The organism is Ruegeria sp. CDSC054 (assembly GCF_059610645.1).
The window spans coordinates 281,649-297,803 of sequence record NZ_JBXWOA010000001.1; the positions used below are offsets into that span (position 1 = coordinate 281,649).

Consider the following 16,155-nt stretch of genomic DNA (forward strand, 5'->3'; position numbering starts at 1 on the left):
ACTGTCCTGTTAAGAAAACTTAAGAAAATCGTTACGTGTCATAAAACCGTTACGTACTTGTCACAAAAGGCTTACGCACGGCTTTTAGGAGTTCGCGCAGATCATCATGGGGTGATCACAATTTATCTTTTCAGGGAGACTGAAATGTCCTTTGTAAAACTGTCGGCTTCGGCGCTTACCATTGCTGCTGTATCGGCCACCGCGGCCGCCGCTCGTGATCAGGTTCAGGTTGCGGGTTCTTCAACCGTGCTGCCATACGCCTCGATCGTAGCAGAAGCCTTCGGTGAGAATTTTGACTTCCCGACACCGGTTGTTGAATCGGGTGGTTCCTCGGCAGGTCTGAAGCGTTTCTGTGAAGGTGTTGGCGAAAACACCATCGACGTTGCGAACGCATCGCGCCAGATCCGTGAAAAAGAAATCAAAGCCTGTGCTGAAAACGGCGTTACTGACATCATCGAAGTTCAGATCGGTTATGACGGCATCGTTTTCGCATCCGACATCAACGGCAACTCTTTCGAGTTCACGCCGGAAGACTGGTACAAAGCTTTGTCCGCTCAGATCGTCGTTGACGGTGAACTGGTCGACAACCCCAACAAAACCTGGGCCGACGTAAACCCTGCATTCCCGGCACAGCCGATCGCAGCCTTCATCCCGGGCACCAAGCACGGCACTCGTGAAGTGTTCGAAGACAAAGTGATCCTGGCTGGTTGTGAGCACCTGGGTGACTTCGACGTCTACAAAGCGGCCAATGGCGACGACAAGAAAGCCGCCGAGAAAGCCTGTATCGCTCTGCGTACCGATGGCGTTTCGGTCGACATCGACGGTGACTACACCGAAACTCTGGCCCGTATCGACAGCAACAAAGACGGCATCGGCGTCTTTGGTCTGGCGTTCTACGAGAACAACACCGACAAGCTGCAAGTCGCAACCATGTCTGACGTTGTTCCTTCGACCGAGTCGATCGCAACCGGCGAATACCCGGTTTCGCGCCCGCTGTTCTTCTACGTGAAGAAAGCGCATATCGGCGTGATCCCCGGCCTGAAAGAATATGCTGAGTTCTTTGTCGCTGACGAGATCGCAGGTCCCGACGGTCCGCTGGCAGAATACGGCCTGGTATCCGACCCTGAGCTGGTCAAGGTACAGGAAGCTGTTGCCAACGAAACCGTCCTGGGCGGCGGTTCCTAATCACTCTTACGAACGGAACCGGGGCGGTTTTTCTCGCCCCGGTTCTTTTTGACTCCATCTCTGCCATCCCCACGGAGTTCTCATGGCGTTATCCTGGCTGTTGCTTATCCTGCTTGCGCTGGCAGTGATCGGATTTTTTGCGGGTCGGTCCCGCGCTCTGGCAAGTGCGGGTGGTAACGTCCGCGATTTGCATTCTTTACCGTCTTACTACGGTTACAATGTTGCGTTGACGGCTCTGGTTCCCGCAGTTGGGGTGCTGATCGTTTGGCTGCTTGCCCAGCCGATGATCGTAAACAGCACGGTATCCAGCCTCATTCCTGATCAGGCAGTGCCCGAAGGGTCGGAGCGTGGCCTGATCATGAGTGAAGTGCGCCGCGTCGCATACGGGCTGGACGGCGCTGTGGCCAGCGGTGCGATGACCGAAACTCAAGCCCGAAACGGCAATGCGGATATTGAAGCGCTGACCAAAACGCTTAAAGACGCAGGCCAGGTTCTGACTCAGGACATCACACAGCCGATTTTGGTCGCAGCACAGAAGTTCCGCAGCATGACGTCCACAGGGACAGTTGCGATGCAGGTCGTGGTTTTGGCCTTGGCACTGCTTGGGGCCGCCTTTGCTTATGTGCGTACGCACAAGGAGTTTAGGGCCCGCAACGTGGTAGAGCAGGGGGTTCTGGCCCTGCTTTTGTTGGCCGCGTCAATTGCGATCCTGACAACCATCGGCATTGTTCTTTCGATGCTTTTTGAGACGATGAACTTCTTTCAGCTGCATTCGTGGAAGGACTTCTTCTTCGGCAGCACATGGGCACCGAACTTCCGCGGTGGCAGTGAGCTGTCGATCCTGCCGCTGTTGTGGGGCACGCTGTACATTTCAGTGATCGCGTTGCTTGTGGCGGTCCCGATTGGCCTGTTTGCCGCGATCTATCTGTCCGAGTATGCCTCGGGTGTGACGCGGTCCATTGCCAAACCACTGCTGGAAATCCTCGCCGGTATTCCGACCATCGTTTACGGTCTGTTTGCGCTGCTGACTGTGGGTCCGGCGTTGGTGTCGATGTTCGGCGACGGTGGCATGCTGGGAGTGGGTTGGATGGCCAGCTCAAATGCGGTTCTGACTGCCGGGTTGGTTATGGGGATCATGCTGATCCCGTTTGTCTCGTCACTGTCGGACGACATTATTAACGCGGTACCACAAACCATGCGCGACGGCTCGCTGGGTCTGGGTGCGACGCATTCGGAAACCGTGCGCAACGTGATCTTACCGGCCGCGCTGCCCGGCATTGTCGGCGCGATCCTTCTGGCCGCAAGCCGCGCCATTGGCGAAACGATGATTGTTGTGATGGCCGCCGGAGCGATCGCCAAATTCTCGGGCAACCCGTTCGAAGCGATGACAACCATCACCACGCGGATTGTCAGCCAGCTGACCGGCGATACCGATTTTGCCAGCCCCGAAACGCTGGTGGCCTTTGCGCTGGGTCTGACCCTGTTCATCATCACCCTGGGGCTGAACATCTTCGCCCTCTACATCGTACGCAAATACCGGGAGCAGTACGAATGACCGATATTTCCCAAACGCCTGACGCTGCTCCGACCGCGAAGCCCAAAGGTGGTTCGCTGTTCGAAAAGGACGCACGCACCAAGCGCCGCAATGCGGCTGAAAGCCGGTTCAAAATGTACGGCATCGCCGCCATCGGGATCGGCTTGCTGATGCTAATTGTGCTGGTGACCAATATTGTCACAGCCGGAACCGGTGCCTTTCAGCAAAGCTTTCTTGAATTGAATGTCGAGCTTAAGGCCGACAAGCTGGACAAGAAGGGCAACCGGAACATCGAGGATATCAAGAAGGTTTCGACCTTTGGCTATGCCCCTCTGATCGCGTCTGCGCTGGAAAGCGAAGTCGAAAATCTGGGCATCCAGACAGACTTGAAACCCAAGGAGATGGGCAAGATCCTGTCCAAGGCGGCGCAGGCTGAGTTGCGAAACTATGTCATCGCCAATCCCGATGAGATCGGCAAGACCGTCAGCTTCCGCTTTTTGGTCAACAGCCGTGTCGATGGCTACATGAAAGGCCGCGTAACCCGCGAGTCGATTGCCAACGACAAAAGCATTTCGGTCGAACAGTTGGATTTCGTGGATCAACTACGCGATGCGGGTGTGCTGTACAAAGCCTTCAACCTGGATTTCATTTTCGGTGCGGATGCCTCTGATCAACGGCCCGAAGCGGCTGGGATCGGTGTCTCCATGCTGGGATCATTGTTCATGATGTTGGTGGTTCTGGCGCTGGCCTTGCCCATCGGTGTAGCGGCTTCGATTTATCTTGAAGAGTTCGCACCGCAAAACCGGTTGACCGATATCATCGAGGTCAACATCTCGAACCTGGCCGCTGTGCCGTCGATCGTGTTCGGTATTCTGGGTCTGGCTGTGTTCATCAACTACATGCATCTGCCTACTTCAGCCCCGCTGGTGGGTGGACTGGTACTGACACTGATGACGCTGCCAACGATCATCATCTCGACCCGCGCGTCGCTGAAGGCGGTGCCGCCATCGATCCGAGATGCGGCGCTGGGGGTAGGGGCCTCGAAAATGCAGGCGGTGTTCCACCATGTCCTGCCGTTGGCCGCACCCGGCATTCTGACCGGTACCATCATTGGTCTGGCGCAGGCGTTGGGGGAAACCGCACCGTTGTTGCTGATCGGGATGGTAGGCTTTATCGCCTCAAACCCGCCTGATGGGATCGTCGCGGGCTTCTTGTCGCCGAACTCGGCCATGCCGGCGCAGATCTACGAATGGTCCAAGCGCGCTGACCCGGCCTTTTATGAACGTGCATGGGGGGGCATCATCATCCTGTTGATCTTCCTCGTTACAATGAACACCATTGCGGTACTTCTGCGCCGCCGCTTTGAACGCCGCTGGTAAATGGGGGCTATTATGAATGATATGACACGAGTGGAGAGAACCGTGGACTCCAAAGCCATCAAGATCGCCGCCAACAACGTTCAGGTCTACTACGGCGACACGCACGCCATCAAAGACGTGGACGTCCAGATCGAGGACAAGACCGTAACGGCCTTTATCGGCCCATCGGGCTGCGGCAAGTCCACTTTTCTGCGCTGCCTCAACCGGATGAACGACACCATCGACATTTGCCGGGTCGAGGGCGATATCCTGCTGGACGGCGAAGATATCTATGACAAGCGTGTCGACCCGGTGCAGTTGCGTGCCAAGGTCGGAATGGTGTTTCAGAAACCCAACCCGTTCCCCAAGTCGATCTATGACAACGTGGCCTATGGCCCGCGCATCCATGGTCTTGCAAAGAACAAATCGGAACTGGATGATATCGTTGAGAAATCTCTGCGTCGTGCTGCGATATGGGATGAGGTCAAGGACCGCTTGGACGCCCCCGGTACAGGCCTGTCCGGTGGTCAGCAACAGCGCCTGTGCATTGCCCGTGCCGTGGCAACGGAACCTGAGGTTTTGCTGATGGACGAGCCATGCTCGGCGTTGGACCCGATTGCCACTGCGCAAGTCGAGGAACTGATTGACGAACTGCGCTCGCGCTATTCGGTGGTAATCGTGACCCACTCGATGCAACAGGCTGCGCGGGTGAGCCAGAAAACGGCGTTCTTCCATTTGGGCAATCTGGTGGAATTCGGCGAGACCGGGCAGATCTTTACCAACCCCGAAGACCCCCGCACGGAAAGCTACATCACCGGCCGTATTGGCTGAGGACAGGTATTTGAACATGACCGAACAACATATTGCATCCGCATTCGACCGCGACCTTGAAGCGGTTCAGGCCCATATCATGAAGATGGGCGGTCTGGTCGAGGCCGCGATCATGAACGCCGCGCGCTCGCTTGAAACCCGGGATGTCGAATTGGCCCAACAGGTGCGTCAGGGCGACAAAGCCATTGATGCGCTTGAGGATCTGATCAACGAAGAAACCGCGCGGGTGATCGCGCTGCGGGCACCCACAGCGAGCGACCTTCGTCTGGTTCTGTCTGTTCTGAAGGTCTCGGCCAACCTGGAACGTATCGGCGACTATTCCAAAAACATTGCCAAACGCACCACGGTTCTTGTCGACGCCGGCGAGATTAACGGCAGTGCTGCAGCCCTGCGCCGTATGGCGCGTGAGGTTGAGCGGATGCTGCGCGACGCGTTGGACGCTTATATTCAACGTGACGCCGAATTGGCCGCTGACGTGATCCAGCGGGATGAAGAAGTAGACCAGATGTATAACGGCCTGTTCCGCGAGTTCCTGACCTTCATGGCCGAAGATCCCCGCAACATCTCGTCGTGCATGCACCTGCATTTCATTGCCAAGAACATCGAACGGATGGGTGATCACGTAACAGCCATCGCAGAACAGGTGGTCTATCTGGTGACTGGGGAACGGCCATCGGAAGCACGTCCCAAAGCTGATACAACCTCGCAAACCGCCTAGGAGGCAACGATTATGTCCGCTGATCAGCCTACGGTACTGGTTGTTGAGGATGAACTGGCCCAGCGTGAAGTGCTGGCTTACAACCTCGAAGCAGAAGGGTTTCGTGTATCCAAGGCGGCCAATGGTGACGAGGCGTTGCTATTGGTTGATGAAGACAATCCGGACATCATCGTTTTGGACTGGATGATGCCCAACCTCAGTGGGATCGAAGTGTGCCGCCGCCTTAAAACGCGCCCGGATACACGATCAATCCCCATCATCATGCTTTCCGCCCGGTCGGAAGAGGTCGACAAGGTGCGTGGTCTGGAAACCGGGGCGGATGACTATGTGGTCAAGCCGTATTCGGTTGTCGAGCTTATGGCGCGTGTGCGCACACAGTTGCGCCGTGTTCGCCCGGCGACGGTCGGTATCAAGCTTGAATTTGCGGATATCATTTTGGATTCCGAGACACATAAGGTCAGCCGCAACAGCAAGCCGCTGAAACTGGGCCCGACCGAGTTTCGTCTCCTGAGCACGTTCATGGAAAAACCGGGTCGTGTCTGGAGCCGCGAACAGCTGCTCGACCGGGTCTGGGGGCGCGATATCTATGTCGATACCAGAACAGTTGACGTTCACATCGGCCGCTTGCGCAAGGCGTTGACGCAGCATGGCGGCGATGATCCCGTGCGTACGGTCCGCGGCGCAGGGTATGCGCTGGGGTAAAGTTTGGGGCAGGGCGCACCGCCCTGATCTATGCGGTTTACTCATGGTTCGATGCGAAACTGTGGCTGTTATTTGCGCTGGTGGTTGGGTAGTTTGCAAAAAACCTCACTAAGCGGAGAAGCAAAATGAACGCCCCGAACACCAAACCGACTTTGCGCGCCAAAGACGCACCTGAGATGGGGACGTTCTCGTGGGACGATCCGTTCCGTTTGGCGGATCAACTGACTGAAGATGAGCGTATGGTCGCCGCGAGTGCGCAGGCATATTGTCAGGAAAAGCTGCAACCAAGGGTTCTGGAGGCCTTCCAGAACGAGGAAACGGACCCGGAAATCTTCCGTGAAATGGGCGAAATGGGCCTTTTGGGCACCACGATCCCCGAAGAATATGGCGGTCTTGGTGGCGGTTATGTGTCTTACGGTCTGGTCGCGCGCGAGGTTGAGCGTGTCGATTCCGGCTATCGCTCGATGATGTCGGTGCAAAGCTCACTGGTGATGTACCCGATCTATGCCTATGGCAGCGAAGAACAACGCCGGAAGTACCTTCCGAAACTGGCCAGCGGCGAATGGATCGGCTGCTTTGGCCTGACGGAACCTGATGCCGGCTCGGACCCGGCGGGCATGAAAACCCGCGCTGAAAAGATCGACGGTGGTTATCGGCTGACCGGCAGCAAGATGTGGATCTCGAATTCACCCATCGCAGACGTCTTTGTGGTGTGGGCCAAGTCCGACGCGCATGACGGCAAGATCCGTGGCTTTGTTCTGGACAAGGGTCTCAAAGGTTTGAGCGCGCCCAAAATTCAGAACAAGATGAGCCTGCGGGCATCGATTACGGGTGAGATCGTTCTGGACGGCGTCGAAGTGGACGAGGGCGCCTTGCTGCCGCATGTTCAGGGCCTGAAGGGTCCGTTTGGCTGTCTGAACCGTGCGCGCTACGGGATCAGCTGGGGCGTCATGGGCGCCGCTGAAAGCTGTTGGCACGGTGCGCGTCAGTATGGTCTGGACCGCAAACAGTTCAACAAGCCGCTTGCGCAGACGCAGCTGTTCCAACGCAAACTGGCGGACATGCAAACCGAGATCGCCCTGGGCCTGCAAGCCAGTCTGCGCGTTGGCCGTTTGATGGATCAGGCAGAAGCTGCGCCCGAGATGATCTCGATCGTTAAGCGAAACAACTGCGGCAAAGCGTTGGACATCGCACGGATGGCCCGCGACATGCACGGTGGCAATGGTATCTCACTGGAATTCCAGGTTATCCGTCACATGGTCAATCTGGAAACTGTGAACACCTATGAGGGCACACACGACGTCCATGCGTTGATTTTGGGGCGGGCACAGACCGGACTTCAGGCCTTCTATTAGGATATTCCAAATACCGCATAATCGGTATTATGTTAAGAACATCGCATTGGCAGTTTCCGGTTTTCCCAAAATTGCCAATGTCTTACGATGCCTTTTAAATCGTCCAATTCGGAGCCCCTGATGAACTTGAATGGCAAAACTGTTGTGGTCACCGGTGCAGCCAACGGTATCGGAAAAGGTCTGGCAACCCGGTTCGCGCGCGAAGGTGCAACGGTCGTATGCGCCGACATCGACGCCGAAGCCGCGCATACCGTGGCCACGGAAATCAAAGGGCACGCGGTCACATGCGATGTTTCTGACGAAGCCAGCATTAAAGCATTGATCGATCACGTCGAAGATGAGTTTGGCCCGATTGACCTGTTCTGTGCAAATGCTGGTATCCTGACCCTTGGTGGCCTGGACGTTCCGGACGAAGACTGGGACCGGATCTGGAAGATCAACGTCATGTCTCATGTCTGGACCGCGCGTCATCTGGTTCCGCGTATGATCGCGCGCGGCGGCGGTTACTTTATGACAACGGCCTCGGCTGCAGGACTTTTGAACCAGCCCGGCGCTGCACCATATGGCGTTTCCAAACACGCCGCCGTGGCTTTTGCTGAGTGGCTGTCACTGACATACAGCCATAAAGGCCTGCGCGTTTCCGTTCTATGTCCGCAAGCGGTTCGGTCCGAAATGACACGCGGCTTTGAGGATTCGGTAGCGTCTATTGACGGCATGCTAGAGCCTGAAGACGTGGCCCAAGCCTGTGTCCAAGCCATTGAAGCCGAACAGTTTCTGGTGCTGCCGCATGCGCAGGTGTTGGATTACATTCGGCACAAATCCAGCGATTACGACAGCTGGCTTAGGGGCATGAACAAGTTAAATCAACAATTTACGGGCGATGAATAAAGTTTCTTCTGCGCCTTGCGCATCAGGCCTTCCTGTGTGACCGAAGCAACCAAAGTGCCGTCTTGTGCATAGATCGACCCTCGGTTGAAGTTGCGCCCTCGCCCACTCCATGGCGATTCCATCGAATACAGATGCCAGTTTTCGAAATGTATCGGCGCGTGGAACCACATAGCGTGATCAAGGCTGGCCGCGTTGACTTCACCCGTAAACCAGCTGAGGCCGTGCGGTCGCATACCTGATCCCATCAGATACATGTCAGACGCGTAAGTCAGCAGCAACTGCTGAGTGGCAGCATCAGCGCCCGCGGCACCTGGCATACGGAACCAGATTTGATTTCTGTCATCCGTCTTTTCGGGTGTAAACGGATCAAGATGGCTGGCCTCACGGACCTCGATAGGTCGCTCGCGTGTCAACTCTCCGCGCAGGTGTTTGGGCACCAGATCCACGTACTTCGCGCGTAGTTCTGTGCGTGATGGATAACTTTCGGGGGCTTCCATCTGGGGCATCTCGTGGTGATGATCCCAGCCTTCATCCTGAATGTGAAACGAAGCCGACACGTTCAGGATCTGTTTGCCATGCTGGATCGCGACCACACGCCGTGTTGTGAATGAACCTCCATCCCGCGCTCTATCGACCTGATAAATAACAGGAATAGTTGGATCGCCGGGGCGAATGAAATAGGCGTGCAACGAATGGCACAACCGATCATCCACAGTTCGGTACGCCGCCGCCAGAGCCTGCGACACCACCTGCCCGCCAAAAATTCGCGTCGGTGTTTCGCCGCCTGAACCTGTGCCCCTGAACAAGTCCACTTCGAGCCTTTCGAGGTTCAAAAGGTCAAGAAGGACACGTTCTGCTTCGGTCATTGGCGACTCTCCGATTGGCTATGAAAAAGGCGTATCAGCGCCGCGCGGGTCATTCAACCAACGCGCCCATTACTAGCGCCTTAAGCTCGGATCGGGACGGGTAAGAGCTGGATGGAGACAATTGGGTGAAGAATACGGCCGACAGATCATTGCTGCGGTCAATCCAAAAGAATGTCGAAGCCATACCGCCCCAACTGAAATCCCCCAATGATCCAGGTGTTCGGGTTCTGCCGGGGTTGATGATGACTGACCCGGCCAGACCAAATCCCATGCCTTCCATCGGTTGCTCGGCAAAGCTCTGCGGGCCCATCGAGGCGATATCGCCCGGCAAGTGGTTTTGCAGCATGAAGTCGACTGTCTTTGGGCCCAGCAAGCGGTGGCCGTTGCCCTGCCCCCGGTTTCGCATCATCTCGGTGAATTTGACGTAGTCGTCGATCGTGCTGACCAGACCACCACCGCCCGAAAAGGTCGTGGCCTTTTCAAATGGGGATGCGCCTGCCTCGTCTGTCAATCGCAGGGTGTCATCGCCGGTCTCGGCCGAATTCAGCGCCATCGCGTCCCCGGCCAACGGCGTATAGAGAGACGCGAACCGATCCCCTGCCCCTTTGGGCACAGAAAATCCGGTCTCGGCCATCCCAAGCGGCTCAAAGATTTCTTGCACGAAGAACTGATCCAAGGTTTTGCCGGACACAACCTCGACCACGCGGCCCAATACATCAGTGGAAACTGAATATTCCCAACGGGTTCCGGGCTGGAACGCCAATGGCAGTTGTGCCAGTGCGCCGATCCTGTCCTTCAAAGGCCCTTGATTGGGGCTAAAAATCAGCTTCTGTGCATCCATCGCTGCCGGGAGAACACCGGGATTGAACGGATAGCTGAATCCGCTTGTATGTGTCAGAAGCTGATGCAGTGTTGGGGATGGTGCATCTTCGGTTTGATCCAGCCTCTCCGCCCCGGGAACAAGAGCCTGAACGGAAGCAAATTCAGGCAGAAATTCAGAAAGTTGCGCGTCGAGGTGAAACAACCCACGCTCAGCCAGCATCATCACCGCAACCGAGGTGATGGGTTTCGTCATAGAATAGATCCGCACAAGCGTATCGCGCTGAAATGGTAGGTCCTTGTCTACATTTCTAAGGCCACAGGCGTGAAAAAATCCCTCGGACCCGTGGTGGGTCAATAGTAATGAACTGCCCGCGTATTTGCGCTCATCGACATAGCGCTGCATCCAGTCCCGTATTCGGTTCAGGCGGGCAGGATCAAGGGTCGTCTGGCTGCGCATGGGTTTCTCGAACCTCCTCGGCGGTTTCGTTGATCTTGACCGGTTACGCACTGAATTGACAGAGGAATCCCTGATTTCCCACATCGTGACCAACGGCCAGTGCGCGCCAGCCTTCCCGCCTGTACACTGGACGCGTTACAGATTCGTCTGGTGGTTCAGAGTTCATTTCACAGATCGTCGTATCGGAGTTTAGACAATGACGCAGACCATAGATTTCATTTTCGATTTTTGCAGCCCAAACGCATTTCTAGCCCATAAGGTCTTGCCCAAACTGGCGGACCGAAATGGCATGCGGGTAAGCTATGTGCCCGTGTTACTGCCCACGATATTCAAGGCGACGCATAATCAGAACCCGTTTGAGGCATTTTCGGAAAACCGCCAGAAAACAGCCTATTTGACCCATGATCTTCATCGCTTTGCTCGCAGACGCGGATTGAGCTTTCATATGAGTCCGCATTTCCCGGTGAACACAAAATTTGCCATGCGCGGTGCTGTATTTGCCTCCGGTAAATCCTGGGAATCCAAATTTATAAACGCAATATTTGATGCGATCTGGGTACATGGTCAAAAAGTCGATGAACTGGGTGTGCTGATGGATATCATGCAGGAAAACAAACTTCCCGCGCGCAAGATCCGCGACGCTATGACGGGTGCCGAAATAAAGCAGCAGCTCAAAGAGCAATCCAAGGCCGCCGTAAAACGAGGCGTATTCGGAGTGCCCACAATGTTTGTGGGCACCGAGATGTTTTTTGGCAAGAACAGCCTGGGCAATCTGAAACTAGAACTTTCCAAAGCGCCGGACTGACACCCGAACTACGAATCCAGCGCGGCAAGCCCGTGTTTTGCAAACACCGATACATAAGCCCCAAACACCTGCGCGCGTTTGGGATCAGATGCGTTCCCGTCCAAAGCGCGCTTATACACCCCCTGTAGAATTCCGGCCATTCGGAAGAAATTGAACGCCAGGTGGAACCCGAAATTCTCAATCCCAGGCAAACCGCGACGCTGGCAATATCGCCCGATAAACTCTTGATCCGACGGTATTCCCAGGGCTTGACGGTCGACGCCTGCCAATCCGCGCCCCTCGTTTCCGGGGGGTAATTGCCACTGCATGATGACTGCCGCCAGATCTGCGTATGGGTGCCCAATCGTCGACAGCTCCCAATCCAGAACGCCAATACAGCGCGAACCGTTTTGCTCGAACATCAGATTATCAATGCGGTAGTCACCATGCACCAAAGTTCGCTGACCGTCATCGTTTGGAATGGCCCCCTCAAGCGCGGAAATAAGCGCGTCCATTTCGGGGATGGTCGTTGTCTCGGATGCGCGATACTGCTTGGTCCAACGGGCAATTTGGCGCTCAAAGTAGTTGCCCGACGGGCCATAATCGGACAGGCCTACCGCGTCCACATCGACCTCATGCAAATCGGCCAGCACGCGGTTCATTTCGTCGAATACACCACTGCGAGTTGCGTTGTCGGCCTCATCCACCGTCGGCTCAAGGAATACACGCCCCTGCAACCGTTCCATGACATAAAACGCCGAACCGATGATGTCGTCATCCTCGCAAAGCAGCATCATCCGAGGGACCGGAACCGCGCTCTTGGCCAGTGCGCTTTGAACGCGAAACTCGCGTTCCACGGCATGGGCTGATTTCAGCAAAACGCCTGGCGGTTTACGGCGCAGCACGTAAGTCTTAGACGGTGTGCGCAGTTCGAAAGTCGGGTTGGATTGTCCAATGGCGAATTTCGTCGCTTCCAGCGGCCCCATGTAACCGTCCAAATTTGCGCTGAGATAGGTGTCTAGCGCCGTCAGGTCGAGTTGTGATTTATCACGCATTTCCAACAACTATTCCCCCGGCCCTATAGTGCTTCGGCGAAGAGATTACCGGCGGTCACCACGTTTAGGCCCCCAGAAACCGGGATGACGGCTCCGGTCACATAGCTGCCGCCACGCCCGCACAGGAACAACATGCACCCGGCGATATCCTCGTCGCGACCAACACGGCCCAACGGAACTGTCTTGCCAACCTTTTCGCGCGTGCCCTCGTCTGCCGTCGCAAAGGCTGTCATCCGTGATACGAATGGTCCCGGTGCAAGCGCGTTAACAGTGACGTGATAGGGCGACAATTCCTTGGCCAGAATCTTGGTCAAGTGCAGCACCGCAGCTTTGGATGCGGAATAGCTGTAGGCACCGTCGCCCATCGGTACCTCACCCATTACCGATCCAACGTTGACCACGCGCGCCGGATCATCAGGTGTTCCGGACTTCATCAGCATCGGCAACAGACGCTGCGTCAGTTCGAACAGACCAGCGACGTTGACGGAATTGACCTTTTCCCACGCGTGATGGGGAAACTGTCCCAGCGGTGAACCCCAAGAGATGCCCGCATTATTCATCAGGATATCAAGGGTATCCGTGCGATTCTTGACCTCATCGACCATGGCCAGAACGCCTTCTTCCGTTCCGACATCTCCGCTGAAACCTTCGGCGCTTCCGGGCGCGTCCAGAGCATTCAGCTCGGCCGCGACGGTTTCACAGGCTTCCCCCTTGCGCGACGCGATCAGCACGCGTGCCCCTGCCCTTACAAGCGATTCCGCAGCCATCCGACCAATGCCGGTGGCACCGCCTGTCACCAGTGCGGTTTTTCCCCGCAGCGAAAATAAGGTTTCAGGGGTCATGGTCTGCTCCTCGGTTTTGAATTGTGGCACAGGTGGCTACTTTCGGCGAGATTTGCACCCAGCGGAATTCTTGACAACATTCACCGCTGCGCCAAAGGTCCTCTCAACCGAATAACAAGGACAAGACAGTCATTATGCAAGCGTTACTCAGCGTCGCGCCGGGCGGACCGGATACATTGGAACTTACGACCCTGCCCGACCCGGTGCCAGGAAAGGGAGAGTTGCTGATCGGGGTCAAGGCTGCCGGCGTCAATTTCCCCGATACGTTGATGATCCAGGACCTGTATCAGATTAAACCACCCAGACCATTTGCCCCGGGTGGGGAAATCGCAGGTGAGGTATTGGGCGTTGGCGAAGGCGTAACTGGGTTCGAGGTTGGGGACAGGGTTCTGGCGTTGACCGGATATGGCGGTTTTGCCACGCAATTGACGATCAAGGCGGCCACAGCCGTGAAATTCCTTACATCGATGCCATTCGATGACGCCGCATGTTTCATTTTCACCTACGGCACGTCCTACCACGCGCTGAAGGACCGTGCCGCATTGCAGCCTGGCGAAACGCTTTTGGTGCTGGGTGCCGCAGGTGGTGTCGGTAGCGCGGCCATTGAGCTGGGCAAGGCGATGGGGGCGCGTGTCATAGCGGCCGTATCTTCTCAGGAAAAGGCGGATTTTTGCCGTCAAATCGGGGCGGACGACACAATCGTATATTCCCGTCAGATGGACCGCGATGCGCAAAAAGCATTCTCCGGTGAAATCAAGGCTATAGCGGGCGCAAATGGCGTGGATGTCGTCTATGATGCCGTTGGTGGGGATTATGCCGAACCAGCGCTGCGCAGCATGGCGTGGAATGGCCGGTTCCTTGTTGTCGGGTTTCCGGCCGGAATACCCAAAATCCCACTCAATCTACCATTGTTGAAGGGCTGCCAGGTCGTTGGCGTGTTCTGGGGGGCTTCGGTCTATCGTGATCCCAAGGGCCATGCCGAAAATGTCAGGGAATTGTTCGACTTATATGCCAAATCTCAGATAAAACCGCAAATCAGCGAACGGTTTCCGTTGGCGGAAGCAAGCGAGGCACTGACATTGCTGAACGACCGCACCGTTCTTGGAAAAGTTGTGATAACGATGCCCGAAACCTGACTGGTTTTCGACGCTCAGTTCAAGATTTGATGGTGTCCGATGCGCGACACTCGCCTGATGAGTGCGCAGGTTGGTGGACATCCATACCTAATCACGTTTATCAACCAGTAATGGGACGGAGAATGAATGCATAAAGTTCTGATTTTGAACGGTCCGAACCTGAACTTGCTGGGCACACGACAACCCGAGGTTTATGGCCGTACAACGCTGAAAATGGTCGAAGAAACCTGTGTAAGTCACGGCGCGTCGATCGGGTTGGACGTATCACACCTGCAATCCAATCACGAAGGTGTGCTGATCGACGCGATCCACGCGGCCAAAGGCAATCAGGGTGGGATCATTCTGAACGCTGGGGCGTATACCCACACCTCGGTCGCCTTGATGGACGCGATATCTTCGGTCGAGCTGCCGGTTGTTGAGGTTCACCTGTCAAACATACACGCCCGCGAACCCTTCCGGCACAAATCCTATGTGGCGCCGGTCGCGCTGGGACAGATCTGCGGCTTTGGGCTTCAGAGCTACGTGATGGCGTTGGATGCGCTGTCGGCGCATTTGCAAAATGAGGGGTCCGTATGAAGCTGGGTGAGTATCTAAATTTCCTCAGCTACGTCAAAACTCTGGAAGAGCTTTGGGACGCTCATTGCCGCCAGATGGCAATTTTCGGGTTCGACCGTCTGCTATACGGCTATACGCGCTACAGGACCGAGACGTCTTTGGGTGACCCCGAAGACTTCACCATCCTTACAAACCATGGCAAAGAATACATTGATGGTTTCGTGCGGGACGGGCTGTACTTTCATGCGCCAATGCTGAAATGGGCGCTGCACAATGAAGGCGCGGCCAGTTGGAGAATGATTCAGGATATGAATTCCGACGGCACGATGACCGCCCAGGAACGCCAAGTATACGAGTTCAACAGGTCAAAAGGCGTTGTGGCGGGATACACTGTCAGTTTCACCTCGGTTTCGATGCGCTCCAAGGGGGCGATCTCTCTTTCGGCTGGTGGTGACACTAGTCAGGATGAGGTCGACGCAATCTGGGCGGAACATGGCGATGACATCTTGTTGATGAACAATGTCGCGCATCTGAAGATTCTCACCCTGCCCTACAACACCCCCAATCGCGCTCTGACGAAGCGTCAGCGCGAGGCGCTGGAATGGGTTGGCGATGGGAAGACAACGCAGGACATAGCGCTTTTGATGGGACTGACATCGGCGACTGTTGAGAAGCACCTGAGGCTTGCCCGTGAGTCTCTGTCAGTCGAAACAACAGCGCAAGCCGTGCTCAAAGCATCCCTTCAAAATCAGATGTTCATCATGGAAGCATGATGTGTTTTTTTGACGCTAAATTGCGTCAATTTACGTAGGGTAAGGAAAACATGACTTCCCGAATCTGAGCCCCAGTTGCACAGTGATATTGTTCCGTGAGTGGTGGCTTTAGCCTGGGAACGTTTTGATCGGATCTTTGCAATACCAAAGCTCTCCGATCGCTCTGACATAAAGGCGTCTATTTGTCCGCGTCTCTTAGTCGGAATTTTGGGGGGCCTCGACCATCCCCATCTGCGGGGCCCCTCAATCCTTCCAATAGTAGTGTATGATCTGTTCCTACGCCGAAAGGCGCAA

Annotated in this window: 16 protein-coding genes; 12 read left to right on the forward strand and 4 right to left on the reverse strand. The window is 55.7% G+C overall.

What is annotated here, in order from left to right; translation table 11 throughout:
• The first annotated feature begins 144 nt into the window (after positions 1-144).
• The 8 genes from AC2FGC_RS01375 (at position 145) to AC2FGC_RS01410 (ending at position 8,571) form a co-directional block, all read left to right on the forward strand.
• On the forward strand, positions 145-1,185 hold the full coding sequence (locus tag AC2FGC_RS01375; RefSeq protein ID WP_496722892.1) for a substrate-binding domain-containing protein: 1,041 nt from the start codon (positions 145-147) through the stop codon (positions 1,183-1,185).
• Between the two features lie 82 nt (positions 1,186-1,267).
• On the forward strand, positions 1,268-2,740 hold the full coding sequence (gene pstC, locus AC2FGC_RS01380; RefSeq protein ID WP_282151223.1) for a phosphate ABC transporter permease subunit PstC: 1,473 nt from the start codon (positions 1,268-1,270) through the stop codon (positions 2,738-2,740).
• Positions 2,737-4,098 (forward strand): phosphate ABC transporter permease PstA, encoded by a 1,362-nt coding sequence (gene pstA, locus AC2FGC_RS01385; protein WP_496781317.1) that lies wholly within the window; start codon positions 2,737-2,739, stop codon positions 4,096-4,098. The genes pstC and pstA overlap by 4 nt, the downstream gene beginning before the upstream one ends.
• 12 nt (positions 4,099-4,110) lie before the next feature.
• Entirely contained in the window at positions 4,111-4,908 is a 798-nt protein-coding gene (gene pstB / locus AC2FGC_RS01390; RefSeq protein WP_058271912.1) for a phosphate ABC transporter ATP-binding protein PstB, read from the forward strand.
• Between the two features lie 16 nt (positions 4,909-4,924).
• The gene (gene phoU, locus AC2FGC_RS01395) at positions 4,925-5,626 is read left to right on the forward strand and encodes a phosphate signaling complex protein PhoU (protein WP_496722889.1); all 702 of its coding nucleotides are present in this window, start codon (positions 4,925-4,927) and stop codon (positions 5,624-5,626) included.
• A 12-nt stretch (positions 5,627-5,638) separates the two neighbouring features.
• The gene (gene phoB / locus AC2FGC_RS01400; RefSeq protein ID WP_496781318.1) at positions 5,639-6,328 is read left to right on the forward strand and encodes a phosphate regulon transcriptional regulator PhoB; all 690 of its coding nucleotides are present in this window, start codon (positions 5,639-5,641) and stop codon (positions 6,326-6,328) included.
• A 125-nt stretch (positions 6,329-6,453) separates the two neighbouring features.
• Positions 6,454-7,683: an acyl-CoA dehydrogenase gene (locus AC2FGC_RS01405; protein WP_496781319.1), complete on the forward strand. Its 1,230-nt coding sequence runs from the start codon at positions 6,454-6,456 to the stop codon at positions 7,681-7,683.
• A gap of 120 nt (positions 7,684-7,803) precedes the next feature.
• Positions 7,804-8,571, forward strand: coding sequence for an SDR family oxidoreductase (locus tag AC2FGC_RS01410; protein WP_496781320.1), 768 nt, complete (start codon positions 7,804-7,806; stop codon positions 8,569-8,571).
• On the opposite strand, the gene AC2FGC_RS01415 is transcribed toward AC2FGC_RS01410, so the two are convergent.
• Positions 8,547-9,437 (reverse strand): acyl-CoA thioesterase, encoded by an 891-nt coding sequence (locus tag AC2FGC_RS01415; protein WP_496722884.1) that lies wholly within the window; start codon positions 9,435-9,437, stop codon positions 8,547-8,549. The genes AC2FGC_RS01410 and AC2FGC_RS01415 overlap by 25 nt on opposite strands.
• Before the next feature lie 49 nt (positions 9,438-9,486).
• Entirely contained in the window at positions 9,487-10,716 is a 1,230-nt protein-coding gene (locus tag AC2FGC_RS01420; protein WP_496722882.1) for a serine hydrolase domain-containing protein, read from the reverse strand.
• A 196-nt stretch (positions 10,717-10,912) separates the two neighbouring features.
• On the opposite strand from AC2FGC_RS01420, the gene AC2FGC_RS01425 reads away from it, so the two are divergent.
• Positions 10,913-11,521: a 2-hydroxychromene-2-carboxylate isomerase gene (locus AC2FGC_RS01425; RefSeq protein WP_496722880.1), complete on the forward strand. Its 609-nt coding sequence runs from the start codon at positions 10,913-10,915 to the stop codon at positions 11,519-11,521.
• Between the two features lie 8 nt (positions 11,522-11,529).
• On the opposite strand, the gene AC2FGC_RS01430 is transcribed toward AC2FGC_RS01425, so the two are convergent.
• Positions 11,530-12,555, reverse strand: coding sequence for a phosphotransferase family protein (locus AC2FGC_RS01430; RefSeq protein ID WP_496722878.1), 1,026 nt, complete (start codon positions 12,553-12,555; stop codon positions 11,530-11,532).
• Between the two features lie 23 nt (positions 12,556-12,578).
• Complete coding sequence (locus tag AC2FGC_RS01435; RefSeq protein ID WP_496722876.1) at positions 12,579-13,397, reverse strand: SDR family oxidoreductase; 819 nt, start codon at positions 13,395-13,397, stop codon at positions 12,579-12,581.
• Positions 13,398-13,531: 134 nt separating this feature from the next.
• Between AC2FGC_RS01435 and AC2FGC_RS01440 the strand changes: the two genes are divergently transcribed.
• From AC2FGC_RS01440 to AC2FGC_RS01450, 3 genes are all read left to right on the forward strand, one after another.
• Positions 13,532-14,533 carry an NADPH:quinone oxidoreductase family protein gene (locus tag AC2FGC_RS01440; RefSeq protein ID WP_496722874.1) on the forward strand — a complete coding sequence of 334 codons (1,002 nt, stop codon included), beginning with the start codon at positions 13,532-13,534 and terminating at the stop codon, positions 14,531-14,533.
• A gap of 126 nt (positions 14,534-14,659) precedes the next feature.
• Positions 14,660-15,109: a type II 3-dehydroquinate dehydratase gene (aroQ, locus tag AC2FGC_RS01445; protein ID WP_496722872.1), complete on the forward strand. Its 450-nt coding sequence runs from the start codon at positions 14,660-14,662 to the stop codon at positions 15,107-15,109.
• Positions 15,106-15,861: a LuxR family transcriptional regulator gene (locus AC2FGC_RS01450; RefSeq protein WP_496722870.1), complete on the forward strand. Its 756-nt coding sequence runs from the start codon at positions 15,106-15,108 to the stop codon at positions 15,859-15,861. The genes aroQ and AC2FGC_RS01450 overlap by 4 nt, the downstream gene beginning before the upstream one ends.
• The last annotated feature ends 294 nt before the right edge of the window (positions 15,862-16,155 follow it).